The 26,353-nt window shown below is 62.4% G+C and carries 23 protein-coding genes; 12 read left to right on the top strand and 11 right to left on the bottom strand.

Going from position 1 to position 26,353, the window contains the following annotated elements; translation table 11 throughout:
- Nucleotides 1-35: 35 nt before the first annotated feature.
- Entirely contained in the window at nt 36-821 is a 786-nt protein-coding gene (locus tag JTF07_RS19750) for an N-acetylmuramoyl-L-alanine amidase (RefSeq protein WP_353844038.1), read from the bottom strand.
- 166 nt (nt 822-987) lie between these two features.
- Between JTF07_RS19750 and JTF07_RS19745 the strand changes: the two genes are divergently transcribed.
- Nucleotides 988-3,099: a DNA gyrase/topoisomerase IV subunit B gene (locus JTF07_RS19745; RefSeq protein WP_204235870.1), complete on the top strand. Its 2,112-nt coding sequence runs from the start codon at nt 988-990 to the stop codon at nt 3,097-3,099.
- A 19-nt stretch (nt 3,100-3,118) separates the two neighbouring features.
- Here the strand turns inward: JTF07_RS19745 and JTF07_RS19740 are convergent, their stop codons facing one another.
- Nucleotides 3,119-4,012, bottom strand: a complete 894-nt coding sequence (locus JTF07_RS19740) for a M56 family metallopeptidase (protein WP_204235869.1) — start codon at nt 4,010-4,012, stop codon at nt 3,119-3,121.
- An 18-nt stretch (nt 4,013-4,030) separates the two neighbouring features.
- Nucleotides 4,031-4,393 (bottom strand): BlaI/MecI/CopY family transcriptional regulator, encoded by a 363-nt coding sequence (locus JTF07_RS19735; RefSeq protein ID WP_143923761.1) that lies wholly within the window; start codon nt 4,391-4,393, stop codon nt 4,031-4,033.
- A gap of 290 nt (nt 4,394-4,683) precedes the next feature.
- On the opposite strand from JTF07_RS19735, the gene JTF07_RS19730 reads away from it, so the two are divergent.
- The 3 genes from JTF07_RS19730 to cydC are packed head-to-tail and all read left to right on the top strand — an operon-like array spanning nt 4,684 to nt 10,799.
- Nucleotides 4,684-6,255 (top strand): cytochrome ubiquinol oxidase subunit I, encoded by a 1,572-nt coding sequence (locus JTF07_RS19730; RefSeq protein WP_204235868.1) that lies wholly within the window; start codon nt 4,684-4,686, stop codon nt 6,253-6,255.
- A gap of 12 nt (nt 6,256-6,267) precedes the next feature.
- Nucleotides 6,268-7,290, top strand: coding sequence for a cytochrome d ubiquinol oxidase subunit II (gene cydB, locus JTF07_RS19725; protein WP_204235867.1), 1,023 nt, complete (start codon nt 6,268-6,270; stop codon nt 7,288-7,290).
- Entirely contained in the window at nt 7,287-10,799 is a 3,513-nt protein-coding gene (gene cydC, locus JTF07_RS19720; protein ID WP_204235866.1) for a thiol reductant ABC exporter subunit CydC, read from the top strand. The genes cydB and cydC overlap by 4 nt, the downstream gene beginning before the upstream one ends.
- Here the strand turns inward: cydC and sepH are convergent.
- On the bottom strand, nt 10,774-11,862 hold the full coding sequence (sepH, locus tag JTF07_RS19715) for a septation protein SepH (RefSeq protein WP_204235865.1): 1,089 nt from the start codon (nt 11,860-11,862) through the stop codon (nt 10,774-10,776). The two genes, cydC and sepH, sit on opposite strands and share 26 nt — an antisense overlap.
- 191 nt (nt 11,863-12,053) lie before the next feature.
- Here sepH and JTF07_RS19710 point away from each other — a divergent pair, with 191 nt between their 5' ends.
- On the top strand, nt 12,054-13,166 hold the full coding sequence (locus JTF07_RS19710; protein ID WP_204235864.1) for a ferrochelatase: 1,113 nt from the start codon (nt 12,054-12,056) through the stop codon (nt 13,164-13,166).
- A gap of 112 nt (nt 13,167-13,278) precedes the next feature.
- On the opposite strand, the gene JTF07_RS19705 is transcribed toward JTF07_RS19710, so the two are convergent.
- On the bottom strand, nt 13,279-13,506 hold the full coding sequence (locus JTF07_RS19705; protein WP_204235863.1) for a hypothetical protein: 228 nt from the start codon (nt 13,504-13,506) through the stop codon (nt 13,279-13,281).
- Between the two features lie 286 nt (nt 13,507-13,792).
- Between JTF07_RS19705 and JTF07_RS19700 the strand changes: the two genes are divergently transcribed.
- Nucleotides 13,793-14,092: a DUF4193 domain-containing protein gene (locus JTF07_RS19700; protein ID WP_092107696.1), complete on the top strand. Its 300-nt coding sequence runs from the start codon at nt 13,793-13,795 to the stop codon at nt 14,090-14,092.
- 136 nt (nt 14,093-14,228) lie between these two features.
- Here JTF07_RS19700 and JTF07_RS19695 read toward each other — a convergent pair whose 3' ends face one another.
- Entirely contained in the window at nt 14,229-14,684 is a 456-nt protein-coding gene (locus JTF07_RS19695) for a DUF3093 domain-containing protein (protein ID WP_204235862.1), read from the bottom strand.
- Between the two features lie 64 nt (nt 14,685-14,748).
- Between JTF07_RS19695 and dut the strand changes: the two genes are divergently transcribed.
- From dut to JTF07_RS19680, 3 genes are read left to right on the top strand one after another with little or no spacing between them, the layout of a single operon-like run.
- Nucleotides 14,749-15,222 carry a dUTP diphosphatase gene (gene dut, locus JTF07_RS19690; protein WP_186293177.1) on the top strand — a complete coding sequence of 158 codons (474 nt, stop codon included), beginning with the start codon at nt 14,749-14,751 and terminating at the stop codon, nt 15,220-15,222.
- A 6-nt stretch (nt 15,223-15,228) separates the two neighbouring features.
- Nucleotides 15,229-16,101, top strand: a complete 873-nt coding sequence (locus JTF07_RS19685) for a DUF3710 domain-containing protein (protein WP_204235861.1) — start codon at nt 15,229-15,231, stop codon at nt 16,099-16,101.
- A gap of 5 nt (nt 16,102-16,106) precedes the next feature.
- The gene (locus JTF07_RS19680) at nt 16,107-16,481 is read left to right on the top strand and encodes an OB-fold nucleic acid binding domain-containing protein (protein WP_204235860.1); all 375 of its coding nucleotides are present in this window, start codon (nt 16,107-16,109) and stop codon (nt 16,479-16,481) included.
- 5 nt (nt 16,482-16,486) lie between these two features.
- Here JTF07_RS19680 and JTF07_RS19675 read toward each other — a convergent pair whose 3' ends face one another.
- Together JTF07_RS19675 and JTF07_RS19670 are read right to left on the bottom strand one after the other, a co-directional pair.
- Nucleotides 16,487-17,149 (bottom strand): potassium channel family protein, encoded by a 663-nt coding sequence (locus JTF07_RS19675; RefSeq protein ID WP_204235859.1) that lies wholly within the window; start codon nt 17,147-17,149, stop codon nt 16,487-16,489.
- Nucleotides 17,146-17,817 carry a potassium channel family protein gene (locus JTF07_RS19670; RefSeq protein ID WP_204235858.1) on the bottom strand — a complete coding sequence of 224 codons (672 nt, stop codon included), beginning with the start codon at nt 17,815-17,817 and terminating at the stop codon, nt 17,146-17,148. The genes JTF07_RS19675 and JTF07_RS19670 overlap by 4 nt, the downstream gene beginning before the upstream one ends.
- A gap of 136 nt (nt 17,818-17,953) precedes the next feature.
- On the opposite strand from JTF07_RS19670, the gene JTF07_RS19665 reads away from it, so the two are divergent.
- The gene (locus JTF07_RS19665) at nt 17,954-19,864 is read left to right on the top strand and encodes an APC family permease (RefSeq protein WP_204235926.1); all 1,911 of its coding nucleotides are present in this window, start codon (nt 17,954-17,956) and stop codon (nt 19,862-19,864) included.
- A gap of 6 nt (nt 19,865-19,870) precedes the next feature.
- Nucleotides 19,871-21,184 (top strand): class I SAM-dependent RNA methyltransferase, encoded by a 1,314-nt coding sequence (locus JTF07_RS19660; RefSeq protein WP_252199948.1) that lies wholly within the window; start codon nt 19,871-19,873, stop codon nt 21,182-21,184.
- A 41-nt stretch (nt 21,185-21,225) separates the two neighbouring features.
- Here JTF07_RS19660 and JTF07_RS19655 read toward each other — a convergent pair whose 3' ends face one another.
- Nucleotides 21,226-21,450: a hypothetical protein gene (locus JTF07_RS19655; RefSeq protein WP_204235857.1), complete on the bottom strand. Its 225-nt coding sequence runs from the start codon at nt 21,448-21,450 to the stop codon at nt 21,226-21,228.
- A gap of 275 nt (nt 21,451-21,725) precedes the next feature.
- Between JTF07_RS19655 and acnA the strand changes: the two genes are divergently transcribed.
- A complete protein-coding gene (gene acnA, locus JTF07_RS19650; RefSeq protein WP_204235856.1) occupies nt 21,726-24,413 on the top strand; it encodes an aconitate hydratase AcnA in 2,688 nt (895 codons plus the stop codon).
- Between the two features lie 118 nt (nt 24,414-24,531).
- On the opposite strand, the gene JTF07_RS19645 is transcribed toward acnA, so the two are convergent.
- Both JTF07_RS19645 and JTF07_RS19640 read right to left on the bottom strand, forming a co-directional pair.
- The gene (locus JTF07_RS19645; RefSeq protein ID WP_286672996.1) at nt 24,532-25,083 is read right to left on the bottom strand and encodes an Abi family protein; all 552 of its coding nucleotides are present in this window, start codon (nt 25,081-25,083) and stop codon (nt 24,532-24,534) included.
- Nucleotides 25,084-25,363: 280 nt separating this feature from the next.
- Complete coding sequence (locus JTF07_RS19640; protein WP_204235854.1) at nt 25,364-26,254, bottom strand: LysR family transcriptional regulator; 891 nt, start codon at nt 26,252-26,254, stop codon at nt 25,364-25,366.
- Nucleotides 26,255-26,353 lie beyond the last annotated feature (99 nt).

Below are 26,353 nucleotides of genomic sequence, written 5' to 3'. Positions count from 1 at the left end.
CCGTCGCCCGTTCAGCACCAGTCGACGATGCCCGTTCAATACCAATCGACGATGCCCTGCATCAGAGCCTCGGCATACTTCTGCTGACCGGACGTCGATTCCATGGTCTTGGCTTCGTCGGGATTGCGCATCTCACCGCATTCGACGATGACGGCAGGAACAGAGGCATTGTTGAGTCCTGCCAGGTCGGGGCGCCGACTGATGGCGTTCTTCCCGTAGGCGCTGTTGGGGGTGAACGGAACAGCCATCGCCTTGCTCATGGCATCGGCGAGGCGGTTCGAGTCGTCTTCGACGGCTTCGGAGCTGCCCGGTTTCGCGACGATGACATGAAAGCCCTTGGTCGTGGCCGATTCGCTTCCGTTGGCGTGGATGCTGACCATGAGGTCTGCGTCATCGGCGAACGTGCCGCGCTCGTCGACGCAGGGGCCCACGCCCGTGTTGTCGTCGCGACTCATGACCACCTCGGCCCCCGCGTCTTCGAGTTTCCGTTCCAGCTTCTGTGCAACGCCCCAATTGAAGTCGGTCTCGGGATAGTCGGTATCCGTTGCGGTTCCGGTGGTGTTGCAGGCTTTGGTCCCACCTCGTCCATCCGGAACCGGTCGGGCGATCTTGTTCGGGTTGGAGGCGTTGCCTCCGTTGTGACCAGGGTCAATGGCGATTGTGCGACCGCTGAGGTCGACCGCGGGGTCCGTTGTCGGGGTATCCTGCGCGGCGGGGCTCGTCGAACTCGATATGGCCTCGGACTCTGCCGGTGCAGACGCAGCGGGTTGCGACGGCGGGCTCGCATTGCACCCGGTGAGGCCCGGCAAAGTGAGAACCACACACAAGAGGGGGATCAGAGTACTGCGACGAGGAGACATAGTGCCATTGTTCCAGGAAAGGCGCCGTCAACAGGTGGTTTCGACGGAATCGACGCGAGACACGGCCCGCAATGGCAGAGACAGAGTCGGTTGAGGGATTAGAATTTAATCGAACGAGAGGAAACGTGTGGAAGAGGAAAGTTACGGCGCCAGGCATCTGTCAGTGTTGTCGGGTCTCGAAGCGGTTCGCAAGCGTCCGGGCATGTACATCGGGACCACTGATTCCCGAGGGCTGATGCACTGCCTGTGGGAGATCATCGACAATGCCGTCGACGAGGCTCTGGGCGGCTTCGGCAAGTCGATCCTCATCGAACTCGAACCGGACGGCTCCGTTGCTGTCACGGACAGCGGCCGCGGCATCCCCGTGGACATCGAGCCCAAGACGGGACTGACCGGCGTCGAGGTGGTTCTGACCAAGCTCCATGCCGGTGGCAAGTTCGGCGGCAGCTCCTATGCCGCGTCCGGCGGTCTGCACGGCGTCGGTGCCTCCGTCGTCAACGCACTCTCTGCTCGACTCGATGTCGAAGTCACACGTGGATCGAAGGTCCACAAGATGTCCTTCCTCCGAGGTGTGCCGGGACGCTTCGATGATTCCTCCGGACAGCCCAGTCCTGACAACCCTTTCGAGGAGTTCCAGGAGCCGACCGGGCTCGACGTCGTTCGCAAGGCGAAGAAGGGAGTCACGGGTACCCGTGTCCAGTACTGGGCCGACCCGCAGATCTTCCTGTCCAAGGCCCAGTTCGACTACCAGCACCTTGTCGAGCGTGCACGCCAGACGGCATTCCTTGTCCCGGGGCTCGAACTGCGCATCGAAGACCGCCGTGGAGTTGCCCGCGACGAGGCCGGCGAGGTCATCACCGAACGCCTCGAAGTCTTCCGCTTCGACGGCGGCATCACCGAATTCGTCGACCATCTGTCGATCGACCCTCCGATGACGGACACCTGGCGTCTGCAGGACACCGGAAAATTCAGCGAGACAGTCCCGGTGCTCGACTCCTCGGGTCACCTGGTCTCGAAAGAGGTCGAGCGCGAAGTCGGCGTCGATATCGCCCTGAGGTGGGGGACCGGCTACGACACGAAGATCAAGTCCTTCGTCAACGTGGTGTCCACTCCGCACGGCGGAACCCACCTGGCAGGTTTCGAGCAGGCCAGCCTCAAAGCCATGCGCAAGGCTGTCGAGGCCAACGCCCGCAAGCTCAAACTGGGTAAGGACAAGCTCGAGAAGGACGATGTGCTGGCCGGCCTGACCGCGGTGGTCACGGTGCAGTTGGCCGAGCCGCAGTTCGAGGGGCAGACCAAGGAAGTCCTGGGCACGGCCGCGGTCAGGCAGATCGTGGCGAAGACGGTCGAGAAGCAGCTGGGCGACATCCTGTCCTCGACCAAGCGCGCAGAGAAGCAGCAGGCCGCTGTCCTCATGGAGAAGGTCGTCGCGGAGCTCAAGTCACGCATCTCGGCTCGTACGCACAAGGAGAACCAGCGGCGCAAAACGGCGCTCGAGGCATCCTCCCTGCCGGCCAAACTCTACGACTGCCGTGACAACGGAGTGGAGAACACAGAGCTGTTCATCGTTGAGGGCGATTCTGCGATGGGAACGGCGAAGGCCGCTCGCAACTCCGACCACCAGGCACTGTTTCCCATCCGCGGCAAGATCCTCAATGTGCAGAAGGCGTCGTTGTCGGACATGTTGGCCAACGTCGAGTGTGCTGCTCTGATCCAGGTCATCGGGGCCGGATCCGGCCGCAGCTTCGACATTGATGCGGCCCGCTACGGACGTGTCATCATCATGACCGACGCCGACGTCGACGGCGCTCACATCCGGACTCTGCTGCTGACTCTGTTCTTCCGTTATATGAAGCCACTGGTCGAACAGGGACGAGTGTTCGCGGCTGTGCCGCCCCTGCATCGTGTGGAGGTGGTCACGAAGCGCGGGACGCCCAACGATGTCGTCTACACCTACAGCGAGGCTGAGCTCCATGCTCTGCTGAAGAAGCTGGAGAAGTCGAAGAAGTCATACAAGGAACCCATCCAGCGCTACAAGGGACTGGGCGAGATGGATGCCGACCAGCTGGCGGAGACGACGATGGATCCGAGCATGCGCACACTGCGCCGTGTGACAATGGCTGACGCCGAGGCAGCAGAGAACACCTTCGAACTTCTGATGGGCTCCTCTGTCGGGCCGCGAAAAGAGTTCATCGTCTCGGGAGCGGCTGTTCTCGACGCTGAACGCATCGACAGCTGAGCCGGGGTGACTCGAGGAGTCAGAACCCGGGAGCGACGGGGGCGAAGAGCAACAGGCTGGGGACCAGCAGCAGGCCCAGCGCCGCGAGCGTCGATGTGACTCGCACCGGTACTCGTGCAGGGTCCAGGGGCCGGGACAGTCGGTCGATCCGCTGAGCAGAGAGATCGCTGCGATGCTCTGGGCTGATGCCTGCCGCTTCTCGCACCGCCTTCGCCAGAATCGCCGGATCGACGTGCTCGCGAGCCTGGTCATCGGCCATGAGCTCAATCAGGCCATTGACTGAGTTGAGGCCGATCGCGGTAGCAGAGAAGAACGGCAGAGCACGGTGCCACGCGGCGAAGGGAATCACCAGCACGTCGTGGCGGAAGTCCAGATGGGCTCTCTCATGTGCGATGACGGCTGTGCGCTCGTTCTCGCCGAGGACTTCGAGCAGTCCGGTTGAGAGCACCGCAGTTCCCTTGCGCGGCCCCTGCGGCAGGCAATAGGCGACAGCTTCGTCGGTCGTGATGATCCGAGTATCAGGGTACGTCGCGGATGGTTCGCTGAGCAGATGCAGAATCTCATCATGGCGAATGCGAGTTCTGCGCGCGGAGTAGAACGTCAGGGCAAGGCAGCCCAGCAGTCGGACGATGAGTGCCACTGCGATGATGAGGAAGATCCATGCGAAGACGGTGAGATTGGCGTGCGACTGTCCTCTGACGAGCTGCCAGAGTCCTTCAGGCAGGCTGTGCGAGGTCGGAGCAACGGCAAAAGCCAGTGCTGTGCCGATCAGTGAGAGGCCACCGGAGAGACCGACGGCCTGCCACAGGATGACCTGAGAGATGGGGTCTCCCCGAAAACGGGAGAGCGCGGCCGGAACCGGCCACGCTAGGAGAAATGCAAGTACCGCGAGGACGGATCCCACGACGCTCATGCTCGGGAACGACCTGCGTCAGGAGTTGGTCGAGTGATTGCGTCCCAGCATCTTACGCAGAGCCTTGGTGTCGGCCTCCGATACGGTGCCGAGGAATCGGGCAAGAACGGCCTGGCGATCCGGGGCCTGTGACAGGACTTCGGTCATCAGCTCTGCGACATGGTCTTCCCGCGTCGAAACCGCGAGGTAGCGATGCGGACGGATGCTGCGGTCGCGAGTGACGAACCCCTTCTTCTCCAGCCGGGTGAGGACGGTGTGGACGGTGGTCAGTGCCAGATCGCGTGCTGCCAGCACGTCGCGGAGTTCGGCCGCGCTCAACCCATCATCATGTACCCAGATGGCGTCCATGACGCTGCGTTCGAGTTCGCCCAGTGTTCCCACGGTGTCCTTGTCCTTCGAGGTGATGGTCCTTGTTGCCCGTTCAGTCTAACTCTACAAGCTGTCGAATTCCATGTGAGATCGACTGCAATTCGATTCGTCGCCGCTGCTGGTGCGCTGGTCGGTCGAATCGGGGTCCTGCATGCCTCGGCGGGATAGGGTGAGCGCAATCGGGCACTGATGCGCGTTCTGGGACGGCTGATCTTAGATAGCGGAATATTGCCGCGATAGCTTCTACGCGTTGTAGAATTCTACGTGCTGTAGAAATTTGATCCTCCACGAACGGAGTACCCATGGACCTGGATCCGGTTCTCATCGGGCGCTGGCAATTCGGCATCACCACCGTCTATCACTTCTGGATGGTCCCACTCACCCTGGGCCTCGGTATGCTGGTCGCGATTCTGCAGACCATGTACCACCGCACGGGCAATGAGATGTACCTGCGCAGCACTAAGTTCTTCGGGAAGCTCTTCCTCATCAACTTCATCATGGGGGTGGCGACCGGCCTAGTCCAAGAGTTTCAGTTCGGTATGGCTTGGAGCGAGTACTCCCGTTTCGTCGGTGACGTCTTCGGTGCGCCGCTGGCGCTGGAAGCGCTGCTCGCGTTCTTCCTGGAGTCGACATTCCTCGGGCTCTGGATCTTCGGCTGGGGCAGAATCCCTCGTGCTGTCCATCTGGGCAGCCTCTGGTGTGCGGTTATCGGGTCGTGGATCTCCGCCTACTTCATCATCGTCGCTAACTCGTGGATGCAGCATCCGGTCGGTGTCGAGATGGTCGACGGCAGACCGGTGATGACCGATGTCTGGGCAGTGCTGACGAACAACACGGCGATCGCCGCCTACACGCACGCGCTGTGCGGGGCGCTGGCTGTCGGCGGCAGCTTCCTGCTCGGAATCTCCTGGTACCACCTGTACCGCCGACGCAAGGACGGCATTGACTCCATCGGAGCCGACGGAAAGGTCGTTGTCGGCTCTGCTCCCGATGTGCCCGGACGAGATGCCATCGATCACCAGGTCTGGATCCGTTCTCTGCGGATCGGCGCGGTCGTCGGCGTCGTCGCCTTCGCCGGTGTGGCGATCACCGGAGACATCCAGTCAAAGCTCATGTTCGAACAACAGCCCATGAAGATGGCTTCGGCTGAGGCTGCCTGCCACGATGGAACAGAGTTCTCGGTGCTCACGATCGGAGACCCGTCCTCGAACGACTGTGACGGCGTTGAGAACGTGTTCGAGATCCCCGGCCTGTTGTCCTTCCTCGCCAACGGCGACTTCAACACCCCGGTCCACGGTGTGACGACTCTGCTTCCTGACTACCAGGAGAAGTACGGCACCCATCTTCCCGAGGATGAACGCTACGGCCAGCACTCCGGCGAGAAGATCGACTACCAGCCCATCATGATCGTCACCTACTGGGGTTTTCGCCTCATGATCGGATTCGGCATGATCGCAGCGGGAGTCAGCGCTCTGTCGCTGTGGCTGACACGTAAGGGCACCGTCCCTGCCTCGGCCTGGCTGATGCGTGGGGCGCTCCTGTCCATCACAGCACCTTTCATCGCGAACTCCGCCGGTTGGATCTTCACGGAGATGGGACGTCAGCCGTTCGTGGTCGCGCCGAATCCCGAACGACAGGACGCTGTGTACATGTTCACTCAGGCAGCGCTGTCGCCCCAACTCACGCCGGCGATGCTGCTGTTCTCCTTGATCAGCCTCAGCCTCGTCTACGGCATCCTCATGGTGATCGAACTGCGGCTGCTCATCGTCTACATCAGGGGAGGGGTCGCCTCGGCGATGCCTGAGGTCACGAAGACCAATCACACCCCGCGGATCACGAACGACGAAGACGACGTCCTGTCGTTCGCGTACTGAGGAGAAGACACGATGGAAATTCTCGCCACGATCTGGTTCGTCCTCATCATCGTCCTGTGGATGGGGTACCTGTTCCTCGACGGCTTCGACCTCGGCGTCGGCATGCTGATGCCGGTGCTGAGCCGAACCGAACGGCAGAAGCGGGTGCTGCTCAACACGATCGGGCCGACGTGGGATGGAAACGAAGTGTGGCTGGTCACCGCGGCCGGGGCCACGTTCGCGGCCTTCCCGCATTGGTATGCCTCCCTGTTCAGCGCCCTCTACATACCGCTGACGCTGTGCCTGCTGGCATTGATCTTCCGCGCCGTCGCCATCGAATATCGCGGCAAGGGGCACAGCCAGGCATGGAAGTCCTTCTGGACTTGGGCGATGGCCGTGGGGTCGGCTGGAATCGCGTTCTTCATCGGTGCCATGCTCGCCATCACCTCCAACGGACTGCCGCTGAACGACAATGGCGATATCGTCGGCGGGGCATTCGCCTGGATAGGGTGGCCCGCAGTCTTGGGTGGTGTGGGCGGAGTCGGCTTCTCCCTCGTCCACGGCCTCATCTTCCTGGGGCTGAAGACGCAGGGTGACATCCGAGACAAGGCTCAGTGGTGGGCACGGAGGATGCTGCTGCCGTGCTCGATCGGCTTCCTCATCTGGTTCGGTCTCTCCATCACCCAACGCCCATGGCTCATTGCTGTGGTCATCGCAGCGGTGATCGCGCTGGGAGCGACGTACTTCGCTGTGCGGTCCGGGGCGGAGAAGGCGGCCTTCGCTCTGCACGGGGTCTACCTCGTGTTCGGGCTCTTCGCCGTATTCGCCGGGGCCTATCCCAACGTGCTGCCCTCAACACTGGACTCCGCGAACTCGCTGACAATCGCCTCGGCGTCCTCATCGGACTACACGCTCACGGTGATGCTGGTCGTAACCGTGATCTGCCTGCCGATCATCATCGGCTACCAGATCTTCAGCTATCGCATGTTCCTGGGCCGTATCGCCGAGACCCACATCCCCGAAGCGCACCGTGTGCCGGTGGCGATCAGGTCATGAGATCCCCACTGCGGATTCTGCTCGACCTGCCGGGCGGCCAGCGCGGATTCTGCCTCTCCCTGTTCAGCGCCCTGGCCCGGGCAGTGGGCATCGTGCTCATCGCCGAGGCTCTGGTGCGATCGATCATCGGGTCAAGCCCCGTCGCGGTCTGGGCGGTGTTGGGGCTCCTGGGGGCGGCTCTGAGGGGCGCGAGTCTCTGGACAGATCATAGTCTGGGGACGTCTCTGGCTGCTGCGAACAAGCAGCGGCTGAGGCTCTCGATCCTGCGATCACTCCTCGCCCGGCGTGGGCAGCCGCGAATGAACACGGCAGTCACCGTCACACGCGGCATCGACGACCTCGACGACTACTTCACGACCGTAGTGCCGGCGCTGAGCGCCGCAGCGGTGGTGCCGCTGACGCTGCTGATCCGGATCGTCTTCACCGATGTCCTCTCAGCGGTCATCATCGCGCTGTGCCTGCCGTTGGTGCCGGTCTTCATGATCCTCATCGGCCGATTCACGGAGGCGTCGACAGCCGCCAGCACCACAGCCCTCGAACGTCTGTCCGACCACCTCGCCGAACTGGCCGAAGGGCTGCCCGTGCTCATCGGGCTCGGGCGATCCAGGGATCACGCGCGCACCCTGCGTGCTTTGGGGGAGAAGTACCACAGTGCGAACCTCGCCACGCTGCGTATCGCGTTCCTCTCGAGCCTCGCCCTCGAACTCATTGCCACGATCTCTGTGGCTCTCGTCGCCGTTGTCATCGGGCTGCGTCTCGTCTCCGGGACCATGGACCTGAGCTCCGGCCTCTTCGTCCTGCTCCTGGCTCCCGAGTGCTTCACTCCGCTGCGCGAACTCGGCGCCGGATACCACGCCAGTGAGAACGGCCGCGAGGCACAGGATCGTGCCCACGCGCTGATCGCGAGCACCGACAGTGCGACACCGGAAGCGCTCGATGGAGACGATATGTCCGGTGTCGGTGCGGCAGTTTCAACTGCGGTCGGTGTCGGTGCGGCTGGTGTTGCAGACATTGGCGCCCGGCACCGCGTCATCTACCCGAACGGAACGACGATCGAGTGGAACGGCGACTTGCCGACCTCTCCCGGCATCACCGCGGTTCGAGGAGCTTCGGGCGCAGGAAAGTCGACGATTCTGGCAGCCCTGTCCGGTCATCTGCCTGCTCAGGCCAGAACTACGATGAGACCGCGCCGAGTCGCCTTTCTTCCGCAGGCTCCACGCATCTTCGGTGCGACGATCGGCGCCGAGCTCGAGGTCTACGGTCTCCCACGCTCACACCATGGGACTGCACTGAGCGGAGCCCGTCTGCCTGAGGATCCGACTCGGTCGACATCCGCTCTGAGCCCTGGCCAACTTCGTCGACTCGCCTTCGTCCGGGTGCTCCACCTGGTTGACGGTGACGCGGAGACCCTCGTCCTCGACGAGCCGACTGCTCACCTCGATGATGACAACGCGCAGATCATCGTCGACATGATCGCCGAGGCGGCAGTTCGCGTGCGCGTCATCCTGGCCAGCCATGACTCCCGGGTCCTCGCACTCGCCGACGATGAGATCATTCCCAGGAGACCCGGCCCGGGCACGACCGCAACAACGTCAGGACGGCCGCGCGCACAGGAAACTGATCCGGATGCGGTTGAGGGCGCAGATGCGCAACCCGATTCGCGCAATCATGTCCCAGGGGCCTCGCACGCCGACTCAGCAACACTCGCCGACCCGGCGGTACGCACCGCCCCAACGAGGCTCACGGGGCCCGTGATGTCCGCCGATGCCGCAGCGGCTGGCAGAACACAGAACGCGGAAGCAGTGGGCAGGGACCACGACTGGGCACATGAAGGTCGACGAGCGGCTCTTCGTCGGCGGTGGTCACTCCTGCGGTCGAGCATGCCTCTGTTCACCCCGAACATGATCATTGCTCTGCTCTCGTCCTGTGCCTCCAGTCTGGCGGCAATCGCGCTGACTGCAGTCTCCGCCTGGCTCATCGTCGAGGCGTCATACCAGCCCCCCATCATGATTCTCATGGTCGCCATCGTCGGCGTGCGGTTCTTCGGGCTGAGCCGATCAGTGCTTCTCTATCTCAGTCGGCTCGAACTGCATTCGGCGATCTTCGCCTCGTTGGGCAGACTGCGCTCTCGTCTGTGGGAGCACTTCGAAGCAGTCGGCATGGGGGATCGGAAGCTGCTGACCTCTGATGCCGCGCTGCGCACCATGGTCTCCGATGCCGATGATGTTCGGGACCTGATTCCGCGGACTCTGTTCCCGCCTCTCGCCTCGTCGTTGGTCTATCTCGCCGTGCTCATCGCGGCCTGGGCGCTCGACCCGGCGACGTTGCCGGTGTTCCTGGCGCTCGGAGCTCTCAACCTGGTCATAGTGCCAGCAGCAGTGATCTGGAGTGAAAGCGGCCTCGCTGGCCGCGTCCGAAAGCTCCGCAGCCGGATACTCTCCGTCCTGGCTCGGGCGCTGAATGCCAAAACGGATCTGCGTACGAATCGAGCAGACGCCACTGTGCTGACAGTGCTCGCTCGCGAAGAGCAGGAGCTGCAGCGTGTTCAGCGTCGCTCCTCGCACCGCTTCGGTATGGCGCAGCTCTGGCTGCAGCTGAGTACGGTGGGCGCTGCTGTGCTCATCGCGATGTCATCGTCGGCACCGACCGAAATCCGGGCAGTCGTCGTTCTCATTGCACTGGGGTCTGCAGATGTCTTCTCACAGTCACTGCTCGCATACCGTGCGCTGCCGACCCTCGGTGCTGTCCTCGACCGGATCCCCGCACTGTCACCTGCCCAGTCCAGTCTCCCGACCCACAATCGCAGAGCCCAAGTCTCCGATGCGCACCCGTTCACTGTCCTCGAGCTCGAGGACATGAGCGTCGGGTGGGATGACGGTCCAGTCGTCGCCGATGTGGATCTGCGAGCTCAGAAGGGCGGGTGGACCGTCCTGCACGGCGACAGCGGCACCGGCAAGACGACGACGCTGAGTGTGCTGCTGCGTTTCCTCGACCCGTGGTCAGGCTCCTATCGGGCCGAAGACGATGCAGGACATGAGTCGGACGTGCTCGGTCTGGCACCGGAGGACCTCGCCGGCCGAATCGCGTGGTGCCCGCAGGAGGCGCATGTGTTCCGGTCGACGGTGAGGGGCAATCTGGCGATCGCGCGCAGAGACACACCCAGCAGCGAGGAGATGTGCGCGGCTCTGACCAGCGCGGGCTTGGGCGATTGGGCCGATCCGGCCGGACTCGACCTTTGGGTCGGCGATCACGGAGCTGAGATATCCGGGGGCCAGCGTCAGCGCCTGGCCGTGGCCAGGACGCTTCTGAGCGGAGCCGAAGTGCTCGTACTCGACGAGCCGACAGCGCATCTGGATGATGAGATGGCTCGCCGGCTGGTGAGCGATCTGCGGGAGAGCCTGGGCTCACACGCCGTTGTGATGGTCACTCACGATCGCAGTCTGATCGCAGACAGCGATCGACTGGTCGAGCTGGGGCACGAACTCAGTCGCGCTTCGAGCCGAACATGATCTCGTCCCAGCTGGGGATCGATGCGCGACTGTTCTTCTTCGCCTTCGCCTTCGACTCTGAGTCCTTGAACTGATTCGAATCTTCGCTGACACCCGGCTCATTGAGCAGGGACAGCTGATTGTCGTCGTCGAATCTGCCGACCTCCTGGGTCGGCTCCTGCGGTTCATCCGGGTCGACGGCCGTCGGATCAGCAGCTGCCGGGTCCTCGAATGCGAAGATTTCGTCATCGGTGGCGTCTGCGGGCCGCCCTGGCGCGGTGTGCGCACCTTGAGGATGCGTTTCCGGGTCCTCGGTGACTGCGCGAAGTCTGCCACGTGGCTCGTCCTCGTCCTCATGGCGACGACGCTTGCGCAGATTCTCCAAGATCCGTCCGGTCTCCGCCTGGTGGTCCCGGGCGGCCGGAGTCGAATCGTTCGGAGCTGGGGGAGCAATCGGGGTTTCGATCTCCTCGGTGTTCTTCTGACGTTCGGCACCGGTTCCGTAGTTCGGTATCGGTCCTGTGTCCGTGGGTCCCGAATCGGCGAGCCATTTCGCCTCGTCATCGATGGGGGTCAGCGACCGGCGGTAGTAGCTCCATCCGGCAGTGCGGGTCCGATCCGCGGCAGTGAAGCTGAGTTGGATGTACCAGTTGCCGTCCTGCTGCTTCCACGCATCCCAGTCCATCGTCTCGATGTCGACGTCGCGCATCGCCAGACGGGTCTGACACAGCTCCACCAGGGGAGTCGGGTCGCCGTTGGGGTCATGATCGGAATAGATCGGATGCTGACTGGCCGTATACGCGGTGTGTGCGCGTTCGGCAAGAGCGGGGCGTTCGTAGGTGCGGACCTGTTCGATATCGGCACCAGTGGAAGCAATGACTTCCTCTGCGCTCATCCCGCCCCGGATCATCGCCTGGATGTCACGAGGGCGCACAGGGGTCTCGGGCTTGGCTGTGGTGCGGTCCTTGCGGACAGCGGCGTACAGAGCTTCGTCGAGAGCCAATCGATACTGCAGCCCGTTTTCGTCGTTCAGCAGCAGATGAGTGCCGTCGGCGTCGACTCCGTTCAAGATCAGTTCACGCATGCCTTAAGCTCCTTTATCGCGTCTCCCTGCATCGTGTCACGTCCGGGGCCGCGCAGCGGGCAGATTTGCGCGCGAGTCGCGAAATGGACGCTCTGACGGGGCAACGGTCGGTTGGTTCGGGTCTGAACGGTGAGTGGATCTGACTCACTGGGCGGACAGCGGGCGCGGAAACTCTACAGGCTGTAAAATCGATGACTGTGAACAACACTGAACCCATTGACACTCTCGTCCTCATGTCATTCGGGGGACCGGAGGCTCCAGAAGAAGTCGTCCCGTTCCTCAAAAACGTCACCGCCGGTCGTGGAATACCGGAAGAGCGACTCGAAGAAGTCGGTGAGCACTACTACGGTTTCGGTGGAAAGTCGCCCATCAATGATCAGAACAAAGCACTTCTGCAGGCTCTGCGCGAGGAGCTCGAGCGTCGAGGCATCAGCACGCCTCTCATCTGGGGCAACCGCAATTGGGAACCGTACCTGACCGACGAGGTGCGCGCCGAGGCGCAGGCTGGGCGAACTCGATTCCTGTCCATCGACACCTCGGCGTATTCGTCGTATTCCTCCTGCCGTCAATACCGTGAGGACTTCGCCAAGACGATCGAGGAACTGTCGGCGGAGGGTGCGAACGTCACGATCGATAAGATCCGGCAGTTCTACAACCACCCCGGCTATGCCGAGGCGTGTGCGATCCTCCTGAGAGAGGGCATTGCCGACTTCACGAAGCAGGTCGGTGCCCTTGATGCGTCGAAACATCGGATTCTCTTCGTCACACATTCGATCCCCAACGTCATGCAGGATGCTTCGGCCGTGGCGACCAGCGGCTATCGCGCACAGCACGAAGAGCTCATTGCCCACCTCGTGGACGGGCTGCCTGCGGCCGAGGCGCTTCCGGCAGAGTTGGTGTACTGCTCCCGCTCGGGCTCTCCAGAGGTTCCATGGCTCGAACCTGATGTCAACGATCGGATGACGGAACTCGCCGCGGACGGTGTCACCGGAGTCATTCTCGTGCCGATCGGGTTCATCTCCGATCACATGGAGGTCGCCTTCGACCTCGACACCGAAGCGAAGGAGACGGCGGCCGAACTCGGCTTCGCCTTCACCCGTGCAGCGACAGTCGGGACGCACCCACTGTTCGTTTCGGGGCTCGTCGACCTGGTCGAGGAGAGAATCGCACAGCTGCGCGGCGAACAGACAGCTTCGCCGACCATCACCGGCTCCACTGCGCTGGTCCCCGGCAGCGGTGCGTGCAGCATCGAATGCTGCCGCGGACGCATCGAACGGGCTACCGAGCCCAACTGGCCAGCCTGAGCTCAAGCGTTCAGAGCGCTCTTCGGGAACCAGAGCGCTCTTCAGGCAACAGAAATCCCTCCTCTGCCAGTTGCGCAGGGGAGGGATTCTCTGTGGCGGTCTTCCTAGGGAGTCAGGACTCTTCAGGTGCGGGAACGATCGGAATCGCTCCGGTCTCCGCTGTGATGACCGCCGCGATCGGACCGGTGTCGACATCGTTGCGATCGGCGAGCTCCAAGAGATTCTGCAGGTCGTCGATCAGGGTCTCGACGAGGTAGTCGTCCCCGGCAGACCGGGCTTCATGAATGCGATGACGGACATCGTCGATCCTGGTATCGAGTTGATTTGCGAATTCACTCATCGTGTATCCGTCCTTCCTCGGGCTGTCTCCCACGCATGGGGCGAACCCAGTTTCATTCGCCGAAAAAATGCTCTCGGCGCTATTCGACTTATGTATTCTCGCAGAGCTTTTCGAGAGTCGTATGTGCGAACCGTCACGAAGCGACTCATCAGTGACGAGAATCACTGTGAACATGGACGATCTGATCTTGCCAACCGCAACCATACAGTGCACAATGCTGGGGACACGTTTGGCGAGAGGGGTTGAAAACCCTCTTCAGCACACCCGACAGAGAGCGATGAGCCATATGGCAACGGATTACGACGCACCTCGTAAGCAAGACGATGAAATCAAAAGCGATTCGATTGAACAGCTGAAGGCTTCACGCTCGCAGGCGCAGGCAAGCAAGATTGACGAAGATGAGACAGCAGTTGCCGAAGGGTTCGAACTGCCGGGCGCGGACCTGTCGAACGAAGAGCTCTCCGTTCGAGTGCTGCCCAAGCAGAATGACGAGTTCACCTGCATGGAATGCTTCCTGGTTCGCCATCGCTCGCAGCTGGCGAGCGAAGAGGGTGGAGTCCCGATCTGCACGGACTGTGCTGGCTGAAGCGACTGCCGAACGATACAAGAACGCGCCCTTGTCGGGGCGCGTTTCTGTGTCTCGGCCCGTTTTCGGTCCCGGTGCGTCAGATCCTGTGTCGAGGGAATTGCTCACCGCATGAGTCTGAGGGCTGGCGCGTCAGTCAGGGTTTGAGAGCCGCGGCGAGCTCCATCGGACGTTTGCTTGAAACCAGCCAGTAGGGAGTCGGGTCGCTCTCATCGTGGATGTCGATCCGCACAGCACACTTGGCCCAGGGACGCAGCATGAGGAACGCCCGAGCATCGAGCCCTGTTCCCCTGGCAGTCCGTGCATCTTCGGAGTCGTATCCGGTGGCATCGGTGACGTATCGGCGATCGATATGCGCGTCACCGACGAAGAGCTGTCGTTCGGTGACGATAATTGAGATCCCGAGCGAACGCAGCCACCACGCCAAGAGGACGAAGCTGATCACCGGAAGGATGATGGTGCCGGCCGTCCACACAGGGAGGACCATGAGTGCGGTCGAAGCCGCCGCGATCACGATGAGAATCCACATGCCGATGGAGGGACCGAGTTTCTCCGTGTAGACCACGCGTGTTTCGGGTTGAGTCGTTGCCATAAGGCCATTCTCCCATAACGGACTTTTTGGAAGCGCTCAGGCTTCGGCGTTAGAGTGCATCTTTGTGGCAGAAATCCTGAAGATTGACCTCAAACTGCTTGATGCAGGCATGACTCCTCCCTCCTACGCGCATGCTACCGATGCGGGCGCCGACCTGTGCTCGGCAATCGACTTCGTCCTCGAACCCTTTGAGCGGAAGGTCGTGCCCACCGGGATCGCGATTGCCCTGCCAGTCGGCTGCGCAGGATTCGTCCATCCGCGATCGGGACTCTCGAGCAAACACGGAGTCACCGTCATCAATGCTCCGGGCACGATCGATGCCGGCTATCGGGGTGAGATCAAGGTGCCGCTGATCAACCTCGATGCACGGACTCCTCTGCGCATCTCACGCGGAGACCGCATCGCCCAGCTCGTCATCCAAGAAATCAAACAAGCAGACTTCACCCTGGTCGAATCGCTGGACGACAGCGACCGCGGGGCAGGGGGCTTCGGCTCCACAGGTGGAGTGCAATCAGGTCTGACCGAGAAAGAGGTGTGAACGACCATGGGACTGTTCTCCCGATTCTCCAAGAAATCCTCCGCTGAGAAGATCGACGATACCGTCGATGAGGAACATGACGTCGACGACGTTGTGACAGTTGACACCGATGCCGAGGACTCAAGCGAGAGCGATTCGGACGAGACCGGCTCGAACGTGTCTGAAGGCTCGACTGCTGACGAAGACTCCGCAGGTCCGACAGGCGACGAAGACGTCGACGAACTTGACGAGGAGGCCCTGCTCGAGAAGTCCGCTCCCTTCGACCGTTCCGAAAAGGGCCCGTTCGATGCGGCGGAGGATTTCCCTGAGCTCAACCGGCTCGATCTGGGTGCTCTCAAGGTGCCGGTCGTCGACGGCATGCAGGTGCGCCTGGACACCGACGACGATTCCCAGCGAGTGCTCGCGGTGACACTCATCCATGAAGGTGGGGGAATCCAGTTGCAGGCCTTCGCGACCCCACGCTCCGAAGGACTGTGGAATACCGTTCGCAAACAGTTGGCGACCGGAGTGACTTCACAGGGCGGCGAAGCCTCGGAGCTGCACACCTCGCTGGGCAGGGAGCTTGCTGTCGAGGTTCCTGCCAAGACCGAGGACGGTCGCCCTGGGAAGCGTGCCATGCGCTTCGCAGGAGTCGACGGTCCACGCTGGTTCGTCCGCGCAGTGTTCTCCGGCAAGGCCGTCACCGATGAAGAGATCCGGTCCGAACTCAGCGCACTCTTCCGCGGCGTCGTCGTCGACAGAGGACAGGAGGCGATGGCTCCGCGTGAGCTCATCGTGCTCACCGCGCCACAGGTCGACGGAGATTCTGAGACCAAGGACGAGGACAAGGACGAACTCAACCCGTTCGAACGCGGTCCGGAAATCACCGAGGTCCGCTGAGTTCCATGTTGGATCTCATCACACGCCTCGTGCGTGACTTCGGGTCCAGGGACGCAGAGGCGCGGGCCGACCTGAGACTGGTGTCCCAGATTCCCGGCGTCATCAGCGTGCAGGATCTGACCCCCCGGAAGATGTCGAGGATCGCCGGTGTCGTCAGCGCAGTGACACAATCATGCAGCGGCGACAGTCCCCGTCTGCACATCACGGTTGCCGATGGGACCGGGGAGGTCCACGCACAGTTCCTGGGCCGCCGCGAGATCAGCGGAATCAGGCCGGGAGCACTGATCGTCCTCGAAGGACGCTTCTGTGCTCATGACGGAGCGCTGAAGTCCCACAATCCGGTGTACGAGCTGATTCAGACCCGCGACGACCACGAGTGAGCCCATCAAGCGGAAGCCTGCAACAGTTCGAGCAGCGCGCCTTCCTGGTCCGGTGAGGAGAGGAAGAACAGCTCGTCTCCGGCCTCGATCACGTCATCGGCGCTGGGCGCGAATGCCCGCGAGTTGCGGATGACCGCGACGAGCACCGTGTCCAGCGGGAAGGCGATTTCGCCGATCCGTGAAGCCACGAGCGCGGACGACTCATGAACGGTGAACTCCATCAGACCAGCCTGACCGCGTTCGAAGCTCATGAGATGCACCAGGCCGCCGACCTCGACGGCCTCCTCGACAAGTGCGGTCATCAGTCGTGGTGTCGACACCGCGACGTCGACGCCCCAGTTCTCGTCGAAGAGCCACTCGTTCTTCGGGTTGTTCACCCGCGAAACGGTGCGCGGCACACCGAACTCCGTCTTCGCGAGCAGGGACAGAACGAGATTGGTCTTGTCGTCACCGGTCGCGGCCACGACGACATCGGCCTCCTCGAGCTTGGCCTCACCCAATCCCGCCAGCTCGCATGCATCCGAGAGCAGCCATTCGGCTCCCGGTATGCGCTCATGCCCCAGAGCCTCCTTACTCTGATCGATGAGCAGAACGGCGTGCTCCTTATCGATGAGCTCCCGAGCCACTGAACGACCGACGGACCCGGCCCCTGCGATGACGACTCTCATTCTTCCTCCATTGCTCGCACCGGCTGGTCCAGGATCTTCTCGATCTCGCCGAGGCGGTCCACCGGGCACATCAGATGGACCAGGTCCCCGTCCTGGAGGAGCAGATCCTCGTGAGCGAGGATGCCCTCGGACAGGCGGGTGACGTAGGCGACTCGTGCCTTGGTCCTGGTCTCGATCTCCTTGATCGGCCTGGCCACCCAGCCGGGATCGAGATGGACCTCGGCGAGCACGAGTCTGCCTGAAGGTTCACGGAATTCGGTGATGGATCCCTGCGGAACGAGTTTGCGCATCACCTGGTCGGCCGTCCACCTCACTGTGGGAACGGTCGGAATGCCCAGTCGTTCGAACACCTGAGCACGGTTGGGATCATAGATTCTGGCCGCGACGTTGACCACGCCGAAGGTCTCCCGGGCGACACGCGCGGCAAGGATGTTGGAATTGTCTCCGCTGGACACAGCGGCGAAGGCGTAGGCGTCCGCAGTCTTCGCCTGGGAGAGGGTCTCACGATCGAAGCCGATGCCGGTGATGGTGGAACCGCTGAATTCCCTGCCGAGCTTGAGGAACGCATCGGGATCGCGATCGACGACAGCTACCGAGTGCCCATTGGCATCGAGGGCTTTGGCCAAGGATGCTCCGACTCGGCCGCAGCCCATAATCACGAAGTGCATGGGTAATCCTCTCCGCATTGATCTACCATTAGTGCCCGTGGCCAGCAGTTTTTCTGATGCCGTCAAAAGACTACTCGTTGGACGGCCCTTCCGCAGTGAGGACAGGCGTGCGCCTGCGCTGAAGAAGCGCATCGCAATGCCCGTCTTCGCCTCCGACATGCTCTCGTCCGTGGCCTATGCCCCCGACGAGATCCTACTGGCGCTGTCACTGACATCTCTTGTCGCTCTGACTGTGGCGCCCTGGATCGGTGTAGCCGTCGGCGCGGTGATCTTGGTGATCGTCGCCTGCTACCGCATCAACGTCAAGGCCTACCCCTCGGGCGGCGGCGACTACGAAGTCGCGTCGAAGAACCTCGGGCCCCGTGCCGGTCTGGTCGTCGCCGCGGCCCTTCTGGTTGACTATGTGCTGACCCTGGCCGTGTCGATGACGGTCTTCGCCGCCTACATCACCACGGCCTTCCCACTTCTGGCGCCATACCGTGTCGCCGTGGCGATCATCGGGATTCTGCTCATCACCCTGGCCGGACTACGCGGATCACGCGCCACCCCGGTGCTGCTTGCCGTCCCGACCTACCTGTTCCTCGGTGCTGTCTTCCTCACCATGTGCGTGGGCCTGCTGCGGGTGGGCACTGGGGACCTCCCGCAGGCGGAGACGGCTGACTACACCGTCGTTCACACCGGAGTCAACGACGAAGCGACCCTCGGGCTGGCGACGGTCCTCATCGTCCTGCGCGCCTTCTCCTCAGGCTCAGTGGCCCTGGCCGGTGTGCAGACGGTGGCCACAGCGGTGCCCGCCTTCAAGAAGCCGCGCGGCAAGAACGCCGGCAACACCCTGCTGCTCTCCGGCCTGCTGGCGGCCCTGATGCTCACCGGTCTGACCTATCTGGCGTCGGTGACCGGCGTCAAATACGTCGACGATCCGCACCTCTACCTGATGCGACCCGACGGCAGCGCGGTGAGCGCCGAATACGAACAGGAACCGGTGCTCGCGCAGCTGGCCCATGCCATCTTCGACAATGCACCCGTGATGTTCTACCTCGTTGTGCTCGTCGCAGCGCTTGTGCTCATCGTGGCCGCGAACACCGCAGTCGAAGGATTCCCCGGCCTCGCCTCTCGACTGGCACGCGACGGATTCCTGCCCAGGCAGCTGGCGACGAAGGGCGATCGGCTGACGTTCTCGAACGGCATCCTGCTCTTGGCCTTCGCCGCTATCCTGCTCGTCATCGCAACGCGCGCCTCGGCGACGACGCTGATTCAGCTCTATCTCGTCGGTGTCTTCGCCAGCTTCGTCGTCGGCCAAGCGGGCATGGTCCTGCACTGGAACAAGCGCCTGCGACTGGTCATCGACTCGAAGGCGCGGGTGCGAATGCATCTCAACCGCCTCGTCAACGGGGCCGGGTGCATCATCGCCTCAGGTGTGCTGCTCGTCGTCATCGTCTCCAAGTTCCTCGCCGGTGCCTGGCTGGCGGTCGCGGCGATGGCCGGACTGTTCCTGATCATGGGCGCAATCCATCGTCATTACTCTCGCGTTGCCCGGGAACTGGCCCCGGAGGCGGACGGGGGCTCCCGCACGATCCCGTCGAACACCCACGCGATCGTCGTCGTCAATGAGATCAACAAACCGACGCTGCGAGCTCTGTCATATGCGCGGGTGGCACGCTCCAGTCAGCTCGAGGCCATCACCGTCGCCGTCGACGAGGATTCGGCTGGCGCGCTGCAGCGGCAGTGGAACGAGATGGCGCTGCCCGTGCCGCTGACGGTCCTCGACTCGCCCTATCGGGAGCTGCTCCGGCCGCTGCTGGCGCATGTGCTCGCGATCCGGCGCCGATCGCCGCGTGACCTTGTCATCGTCTACATTCCCCAGTTCATCGTCGGACGCTGGTGGGAACACATCCTGCACAACCAAGTAGCCTTGAAGCTGCGCACTCGTCTGCTGCTGGTCCCCAATGTCGTCGTGGTCTCCGTGCCCTGGCGGTTGCGTTCCTTCTCCCGGCAGTACGACGGCGATGGACCCGACAACGACAATCCACTGTACAGACAGGCTTGAACACCGATGAGCGCACCTTCAGCCGAAGCGATTCCGGCCATGGATCTGACCCTGCATATCGAGAGCCCTGCCGCCGGCGGCATCAGCATTGCGCGCCACGAAGGGCAGGTCGTCTTCGTCACCGGAGCCATCCCGGGGGAGACCGTGCGTGCTCGCACCGAGTCCGGATCGGCCGCGAAGTTCCTCCGCGCCGACGTCACCGAGGTGCTCGAGGCCTCGGACCATCGTGTTCGAGACCGTCGCGAGCAGTTCCTCGCCGAGCACGCGCAGAAACCAAGTCTGTTCGGTGGGATGGAGTTCGCCCATGTCGACCTCGCCCACAGCCGTGAGCTCAAGGCTCAAGCCCTGAGGGACCAGCTTTCGCGCATCGGGCATATCGACCGCAGCGTCGATATCGCGGCCGCACCGGGGGAGACGACCGGACTGAACTGGCGGACCCGGGTCCAGTTGGCCGTCGACGGGCACGGCCGCCTGGGCATGCTGGCCCCGCGTTCCCACGATGTCGTGCCCCTGGTCTCGGCTCCGTTGGCGACATCTGCCATCGCCGAAGTTGCCCTGACTTCCCTGCGACTGCCGGGTGCCGATCGACTTGAGTTCGCCTGGTCAGGTGATCGAGGAGCCGCGATCGTACGCGGTGACTGCGATCCCTCGGTGCTGACCGACCTGGGACAGGCTCTGCCTGCGCAGTGGTCAGTCCTCGCTGATACGCGAAGCGGAAGCGGCCGGAAGAGGATCAGCACCAAGGGCGGCCACACGAAGCTCTCCGTGGTCAGGGGCGAGGACCAACTGATCGAAAAGGTCGCCGGGCGTGATTACCGGGTCGGCGCTGATGGGTTCTGGCAGGTCCACGAGCAGGCTCCCCAGCTGCTGAGCGCTCAGGTCAATGCGGTGCTGAGCGAGAAGACGCAGATGATCACGGATCTGTTCTGCGGAGTGGGGCTGTTGGGAATCAGCGCCGCCGAGGCCACTGGTGCCAGGCTCTACGGGGTCGAGGGCGCGAAGTCGGCGATCGAGAACGCGAAGGTGAATGCAAAGGGCCTCAACGCCGCATTCGACGCATCCCGGGCCGACCGAGTGACAATTCCGAACTCTGACGTCATCGTTCTCGATCCTCCGCGTTCCGGAGCGGGAAAGGCAGTCACTCGAGCTCTGCTTGAGTCGAGCGCGAAGACGATCGTCTATGTCTCCTGCGATGCGGCCACGCTGGCTCGGGATCTGGCGGTCCTGGTCGACGGGGGATTTGCGATCGAGAGCCTGCGCGGCTTCGATCTGTTCCCACTCACTGCCCACCTGGAAACGGTCACCGTCCTCCGGCGGTGACCGCATCGGGACGTGAGGCCCACCTCGGCGAGGGAGAGATCTCAATCGGCGCCCACCGCGGCGTCTGAGGATCTCAGGCTCCGCGCCCTCTGGGGGAGGAGGACGAGGACGATGAGCGCGATGAAGGTGGTGAGGAAGCCCCATAGGCCCCACCATCCCGAGGAACGGCCCTTCTCATCGGCCAGGGTTCGACAGATGACTGCGAAGATGATGCCGACAAGGAGTGCCCCGAATCCGAATCCGGCTCCGAGAGTGAACGGGTCCATGAATGCTCCTAGTTCGCAACTGCTGATGTGACTCCAGATTAAGGACTTGCGGCAGCTCTTCGCGCGGGAGTTGTCCGGACTGTGACTTGGGGAAAACCCGATTCTCAGTTCACTGACAGGCCATGCTCCGAAGGTGGTCAAGGGCGACCAAATGAGATAGAATTTATCTTGACGTCAAGATACTTTTGGAAACATTTGTGTCGCGTAAATCGGTGCGCGGCTCACGGGCTGGCCCGGTTTCTTGGATGAGTGTCGGATGAAACAGGAGAATCACGATGAGCAACGTCGATACGTTCAAATCGAAGAGCACCCTGACCGTAGGCGAAACAGATTACGAGATCTATCGCCTGGATCAGGTCCCAGGATCAGAGAAGCTTCCATTCAGCCTCAAGGTGCTGTTGGAGAATCTGCTGCGGACTGAAGATGGTGCGAATATCACTTCGGAGCATATCGAAGCCCTCGGCAGCTGGGATCCCAGTGCTGAGCCGGCTACGGAAATTCAGTTCACCCCCGCCCGTGTGGTCATGCAGGACTTCACCGGCGTGCCCTGCATCGTCGACCTCGCGACAATGCGCGAGAAGGTCGTCGAGCTCGGCGGAAAGCCGGAACAGGTCAACCCGCTGGCTCCGGCCGAGCTGGTCATCGACCACTCGGTTCAGATCGACAACTTCGGCACCGCCGAAGCGATCGAGCTCAACATGGACATGGAGTACAAGCGCAACGGTGAGCGCTACCAGTTCCTGCGCTGGGGCCAGACGGCCTTCGATGATTTCAAGGTCGTCCCTCCAGGCATGGGCATCGTCCACCAGGTCAACATCGAGCACCTCGCACGCGTCGTCATGCCGCGTGAGGTCGATGGTGTGCTTCGCGCCTACCCGGACACGCTGGTCGGCACCGACTCCCACACCACCATGGTCAACGGGCTCGGTGTGCTCGGCTGGGGCGTCGGCGGAATCGAGGCCGAGGCAGCAATGCTCGGCCAGCCCGTCTCGATGCTCATCCCTCGCGTCGTCGGCTTCAAGCTGACCGGCGAAATCCCCTCCGGTGTGACCGCAACGGACGTCGTGCTCACGATCACCGATATGCTGCGTCAGCACGGAGCAGTCGGAAAGTTCGTCGAGTTCTACGGCGAGGGCGTCTCCGCTGTGCCTCTGGCCAACCGGGCGACGATCGGCAACATGAGCCCCGAGTTCGGTTCGACCGCTGCGATCTTCCCGATCGACGAGGTCACCGTCGACTACCTGAAGCTCACCGGTCGTTCGGCCGAACAGATCCAGCTGGTCGAGGACTACGCCAAGACCCAGGGCCTGTGGCACGACCCCAGCAAGGAAGTGGAGTACTCGGAGTACATCGAGCTCGATCTCTCCAGCGTCGTGCCTTCGATCTCAGGACCGAAGCGCCCGCAGGACCGCATCGAACTCTCCGACGCGAAGAACCAGTTCGCCAAGGACATCCACAACTACGCGAAGCCCGGTGAAGAGAACAAGTCGGCTCCCGTCACCACTGGCGACGGATCCAGCTTCGAACTGGCCAACGGTGCTGTGGCGATCGCTTCGATCACTTCGTGCACCAACACCTCGAACCCATCGGTGATGCTGGCTGCAGGCCTCCTGGCCCGCAATGCTCGCAAACGCGGACTCAACTCCAAGCCATGGGTCAAGACCTCCATCGCTCCGGGTTCGAAGGTCGTCACCGAGTATTACAAGAAGGCCAACCTCATCGAGGACCTCGAGGCACTCAACTTCTTCGTCGTCGGCTACGGCTGCACCACCTGCATCGGCAACTCCGGACCGCTCGATTCCGATATCTCGGAGAGCATCCAGGACAACGACCTGGCAGTCAGCGCAGTTCTCTCCGGCAACCGTAACTTCGAGGGCCGCATCAGCCCCGATGTGAAGATGAACTACCTCGCCTCGCCTCCACTGGTCATTGCCTATGCTCTGGCCGGAACCATGGACTTCGACTTCGACAACCAGCCTTTGGGCCAGGACTCGGAAGGCGTAGACGTCTACCTCAAGGATCTGTGGCCCTCGCCGGAAGAGGTTGAATCGGTCATCGCCTCGTCGATCTCGACAGATATGTTCGACGAGGAATACGGCCGGATCTTCGAAGGTGACGACCGCTGGAAGGCGCTGCAGACGCCAGAAGGCGCGATCTTCGAGTGGGACGATGAGTCGACCTACGTGCGCAAACCTACCTTCTTCGACGGAATGGGCCTGGAAGCAGAGCCTGTGACCGACATCAAGGGTGCACGCGTGCTTGCGAAGCTGGGCGACTCGGTCACCACCGACCACATCTCGCCTGCAGGTTCCTTCAAGGCCGACACTCCGGCCGGCAAGTACCTCATCGAGCACGGTGTCGAGCGCAAGGACTTCAACTCCTTCGGTTCACGTCGCGGCAACCACGAGGTGATGATCCGCGGCACGTTCGCGAACATCCGCCTGCAGAACCAGCTCCTCGACGGAGTCCAGGGTGGCTTCACCCGCGACTTCACGCAGGAGGGCGGTCCGCAGACCTCGATCTTCGATGCATCCGTGAACTACGCGAATGCCGGCACCCCTCTTGTCATCCTCGGTGGCAAGGAATACGGTTCGGGATCCTCGCGTGACTGGGCTGCCAAGGGCACGAAGCTGCTCGGCGTCGAAGCCGTCATCACCGAGAGCTTCGAGCGCATCCACCGCTCGAACCTCATCGGCATGGGCGTTGTTCCCCTGCAGTTCCCCGTCGGCGAATCAGCAGACTCGCTGGGCCTCGATGGCACGGAGACCATCTCGATCTCCGGCATCACCGAGCTCAACGAGGGCAAGACCCCCAAGACCGTCAAGGTGACGGCCGCGAAGGAAGACGGAACCACCGTCGACTTCGATGCAGTGGTCCGCATCGACACCCCAGGTGAAGCCGATTACTACCGCAACGGCGGCATCCTGCAGTACGTGCTTCGGCAACTTGCCGGTAGTAAGTGATCTGCTCGATTAGAAGGCGATCTGACACCTGACACGCCCGGCCGTGTCTAACTCCGGCGTCTCACACATGCGCCCCGTCAAGCTTCGGCCTGGCGGGGCGCATGTGTCTATCTATGGGTCAGTCGAGGTGTTGACGCCAGAACGGGTCGTCTGCCCAATACTGGGGGATCCCGATGCCGCGCAGATTCATCGGGGGCCGAGTGCTGAGCAGCCCGTGTAGCCTCCGCGCCCAGCCGCTCCTCGGGGAGATCGTCTCCAGGACCGTCTGCAGGGAGACGAGGACGGGGTAGAGCCGCTTCCTCGATCTCTCCGGCAGCGCTTCATCCCCTTCGAGCCACGACACCGTCGATGAAGTCGGGATCGCCGGGTAGACGCCGAGGCCGACGTTCCAGAGTCGGCCGTGGTGGGCGCAGACGTTGCGGACGCGTACGTAGGTCTGCGTCCATGACTCGAGTACCGGGGCCGTCAGGCCGATGCTCCGGGCGACGGCAGTCCGGTCGGCGCGGCGCTTGAGGTTGCGATACGCGCCGGCAAGCTGACCGACTGTGAGGGTCTCGACCATGAGCCAGGATGGCGGGAGCTCGAGGGAGCTGTGAGTGGCTCGAGCGCCGAGCGGTGGACCAGCGAGTCCTCGCCGGCGTCGGGTACGCCGCGGAGCCTCTCGTCGCAGGTGTCCTCGACGATCCGCAAGAGCCCCGCGTGCCTGCCCCGGTCGCGGAAGTGCGGGGTGCAGGGCATGTTTCCGATGTGTGATGATCTTTGAGGAGCGCCATGTTCAGTTGAGAAACAGCCTTAGAACCTCCGAGTGCTCTGGTGAGGGGAGAAGGAATTCCTCCCAGGGTAATTCCTTCCTCTGCACTGCTCAGACTTCGCGCACCACGATGGACACCTGAATGAAGGGCACCCATCGACGGTGAGAGCGCAGCCAGGCAGTCACATTAGCTGCGAAATCAATGCCTGAGGCTCGTGCAGAGCTTGATGAAGGTGTCAGTGATCGTGGTTTTGAATGCCGGGTCGTATGCCACCGCCAAATGGAGCGCGGGCCAGTGAGCTTGATTCTTCACTCGACGCAGCACAACTCCAGGACTGAGGCGGTCCCGAAAGCTTGAGGGCACCAACGCGAAGCCGAGGCCAGTCTCAACGAGGAAGAGAGCAGTCTCTACTTGGATTGCTTGCTGAGCAATAGGGGGATTAAGTTCAGCCGCCTCGAGTGCTAGGCGGCATTGGGCGGCCAAGCCAGGGGAGCCTATCGAGGTGTATCCGATGTACGGTTCTTCATTGAGATCGGATAACCGCATTTCGGGCATGCTGGCAAGACGGTGGCTTGTCGGCAGGGCGACGGCGAGTTCGTCGTCTTCGATCACCTCGGTGCGCAGTTCCGACCGTTGACCCAACGGCGGTCGCAGCAGCGCCAAATCCATTTTGCGGTCGAGCACTGCCGAGGCAAGTTCCGCATTGGAGCCTTCGAATACCCGAAGGACGACGCGGGGAAACTGTTTCCTAAACTCCGGTAGCAGGCGAGGCAACACCCTATTCTTCGCTGAACCAACGAACCCGAGCCGCAGCTCACCGGACAGGCCGGAAACGGCTTCTGTGGCTTTACGCTTGATCTCCTCTGCTCCGAAGATCAATTCGCGGGCCTCTTGTACTACCGCGCGTCCTGCGGCCGTGAGCTCGACCTGGTGAGTCGAACGCACGAACAGTTCCGTTCCGATCTCTTCTTCCAGCCGACGAATGGACACCGACAGCGGTGGCTGAGTCATGCTCAGCTTCTGCGCCGCGGCTCGGAAATTCAGCGTCTCCGCCACCGCGAGAAAATGTCGTACCTGACGCAGTTCCACCTCCGCACCTCCTGATAGCTAATATATATCAACAGTTTCGAAGTTGATTATCCACTTGTATCACCCGCGGCTGCTCAGACACGATTTATGACGAAATCA

Source organism: Brevibacterium sp. RIT 803 (assembly GCF_016892625.1).
Classification (GTDB): domain Bacteria; phylum Actinomycetota; class Actinomycetes; order Actinomycetales; family Brevibacteriaceae; genus Brevibacterium.
The sequence above is the reverse complement of the archived record's forward strand: the minus strand, read 5'-3'. Positions and strand labels throughout refer to the sequence as shown.

Bases quoted from the DNA above. Each gene is read 5' to 3' on its own strand.
- JTF07_RS19740 (WP_204235869.1), bottom strand. From the start codon at position 4,012: ATGAGCGTCGTGGGATCCGTCCTCGCGGTACTTGCATTTCTCCTAGCG.
- JTF07_RS19730 (WP_204235868.1), top strand. From the start codon at position 4,684: ATGGACCTGGATCCGGTTCTCATCGGGCGCTGGCAATTCGGCATCACC.
- cydB (WP_204235867.1), top strand. From the start codon at position 6,268: ATGGAAATTCTCGCCACGATCTGGTTCGTCCTCATCATCGTCCTGTGG.
- cydC (WP_204235866.1), top strand. From the start codon at position 7,287: ATGAGATCCCCACTGCGGATTCTGCTCGACCTGCCGGGCGGCCAGCGC.
- sepH (WP_204235865.1), bottom strand. From the start codon at position 11,862: ATGCGTGAACTGATCTTGAACGGAGTCGACGCCGACGGCACTCATCTG.
- JTF07_RS19710 (WP_204235864.1), top strand. From the start codon at position 12,054: ATGACTGTGAACAACACTGAACCCATTGACACTCTCGTCCTCATGTCA.
- JTF07_RS19705 (WP_204235863.1), bottom strand. From the start codon at position 13,506: ATGAGTGAATTCGCAAATCAACTCGATACCAGGATCGACGATGTCCGT.
- JTF07_RS19700 (WP_092107696.1), top strand. From the start codon at position 13,793: ATGGCAACGGATTACGACGCACCTCGTAAGCAAGACGATGAAATCAAA.
- JTF07_RS19695 (WP_204235862.1), bottom strand. From the start codon at position 14,684: ATGGCAACGACTCAACCCGAAACACGCGTGGTCTACACGGAGAAACTC.
- JTF07_RS19685 (WP_204235861.1), top strand. From the start codon at position 15,229: ATGGGACTGTTCTCCCGATTCTCCAAGAAATCCTCCGCTGAGAAGATC.
- JTF07_RS19680 (WP_204235860.1), top strand. From the start codon at position 16,107: ATGTTGGATCTCATCACACGCCTCGTGCGTGACTTCGGGTCCAGGGAC.
- JTF07_RS19675 (WP_204235859.1), bottom strand. From the start codon at position 17,149: ATGAGAGTCGTCATCGCAGGGGCCGGGTCCGTCGGTCGTTCAGTGGCT.
- JTF07_RS19670 (WP_204235858.1), bottom strand. From the start codon at position 17,817: ATGCACTTCGTGATTATGGGCTGCGGCCGAGTCGGAGCATCCTTGGCC.
- JTF07_RS19665 (WP_204235926.1), top strand. From the start codon at position 17,954: ATGCCCGTCTTCGCCTCCGACATGCTCTCGTCCGTGGCCTATGCCCCC.
- JTF07_RS19660 (WP_252199948.1), top strand. From the start codon at position 19,871: ATGAGCGCACCTTCAGCCGAAGCGATTCCGGCCATGGATCTGACCCTG.
- JTF07_RS19655 (WP_204235857.1), bottom strand. From the start codon at position 21,450: ATGGACCCGTTCACTCTCGGAGCCGGATTCGGATTCGGGGCACTCCTT.
- acnA (WP_204235856.1), top strand. From the start codon at position 21,726: ATGAGCAACGTCGATACGTTCAAATCGAAGAGCACCCTGACCGTAGGC.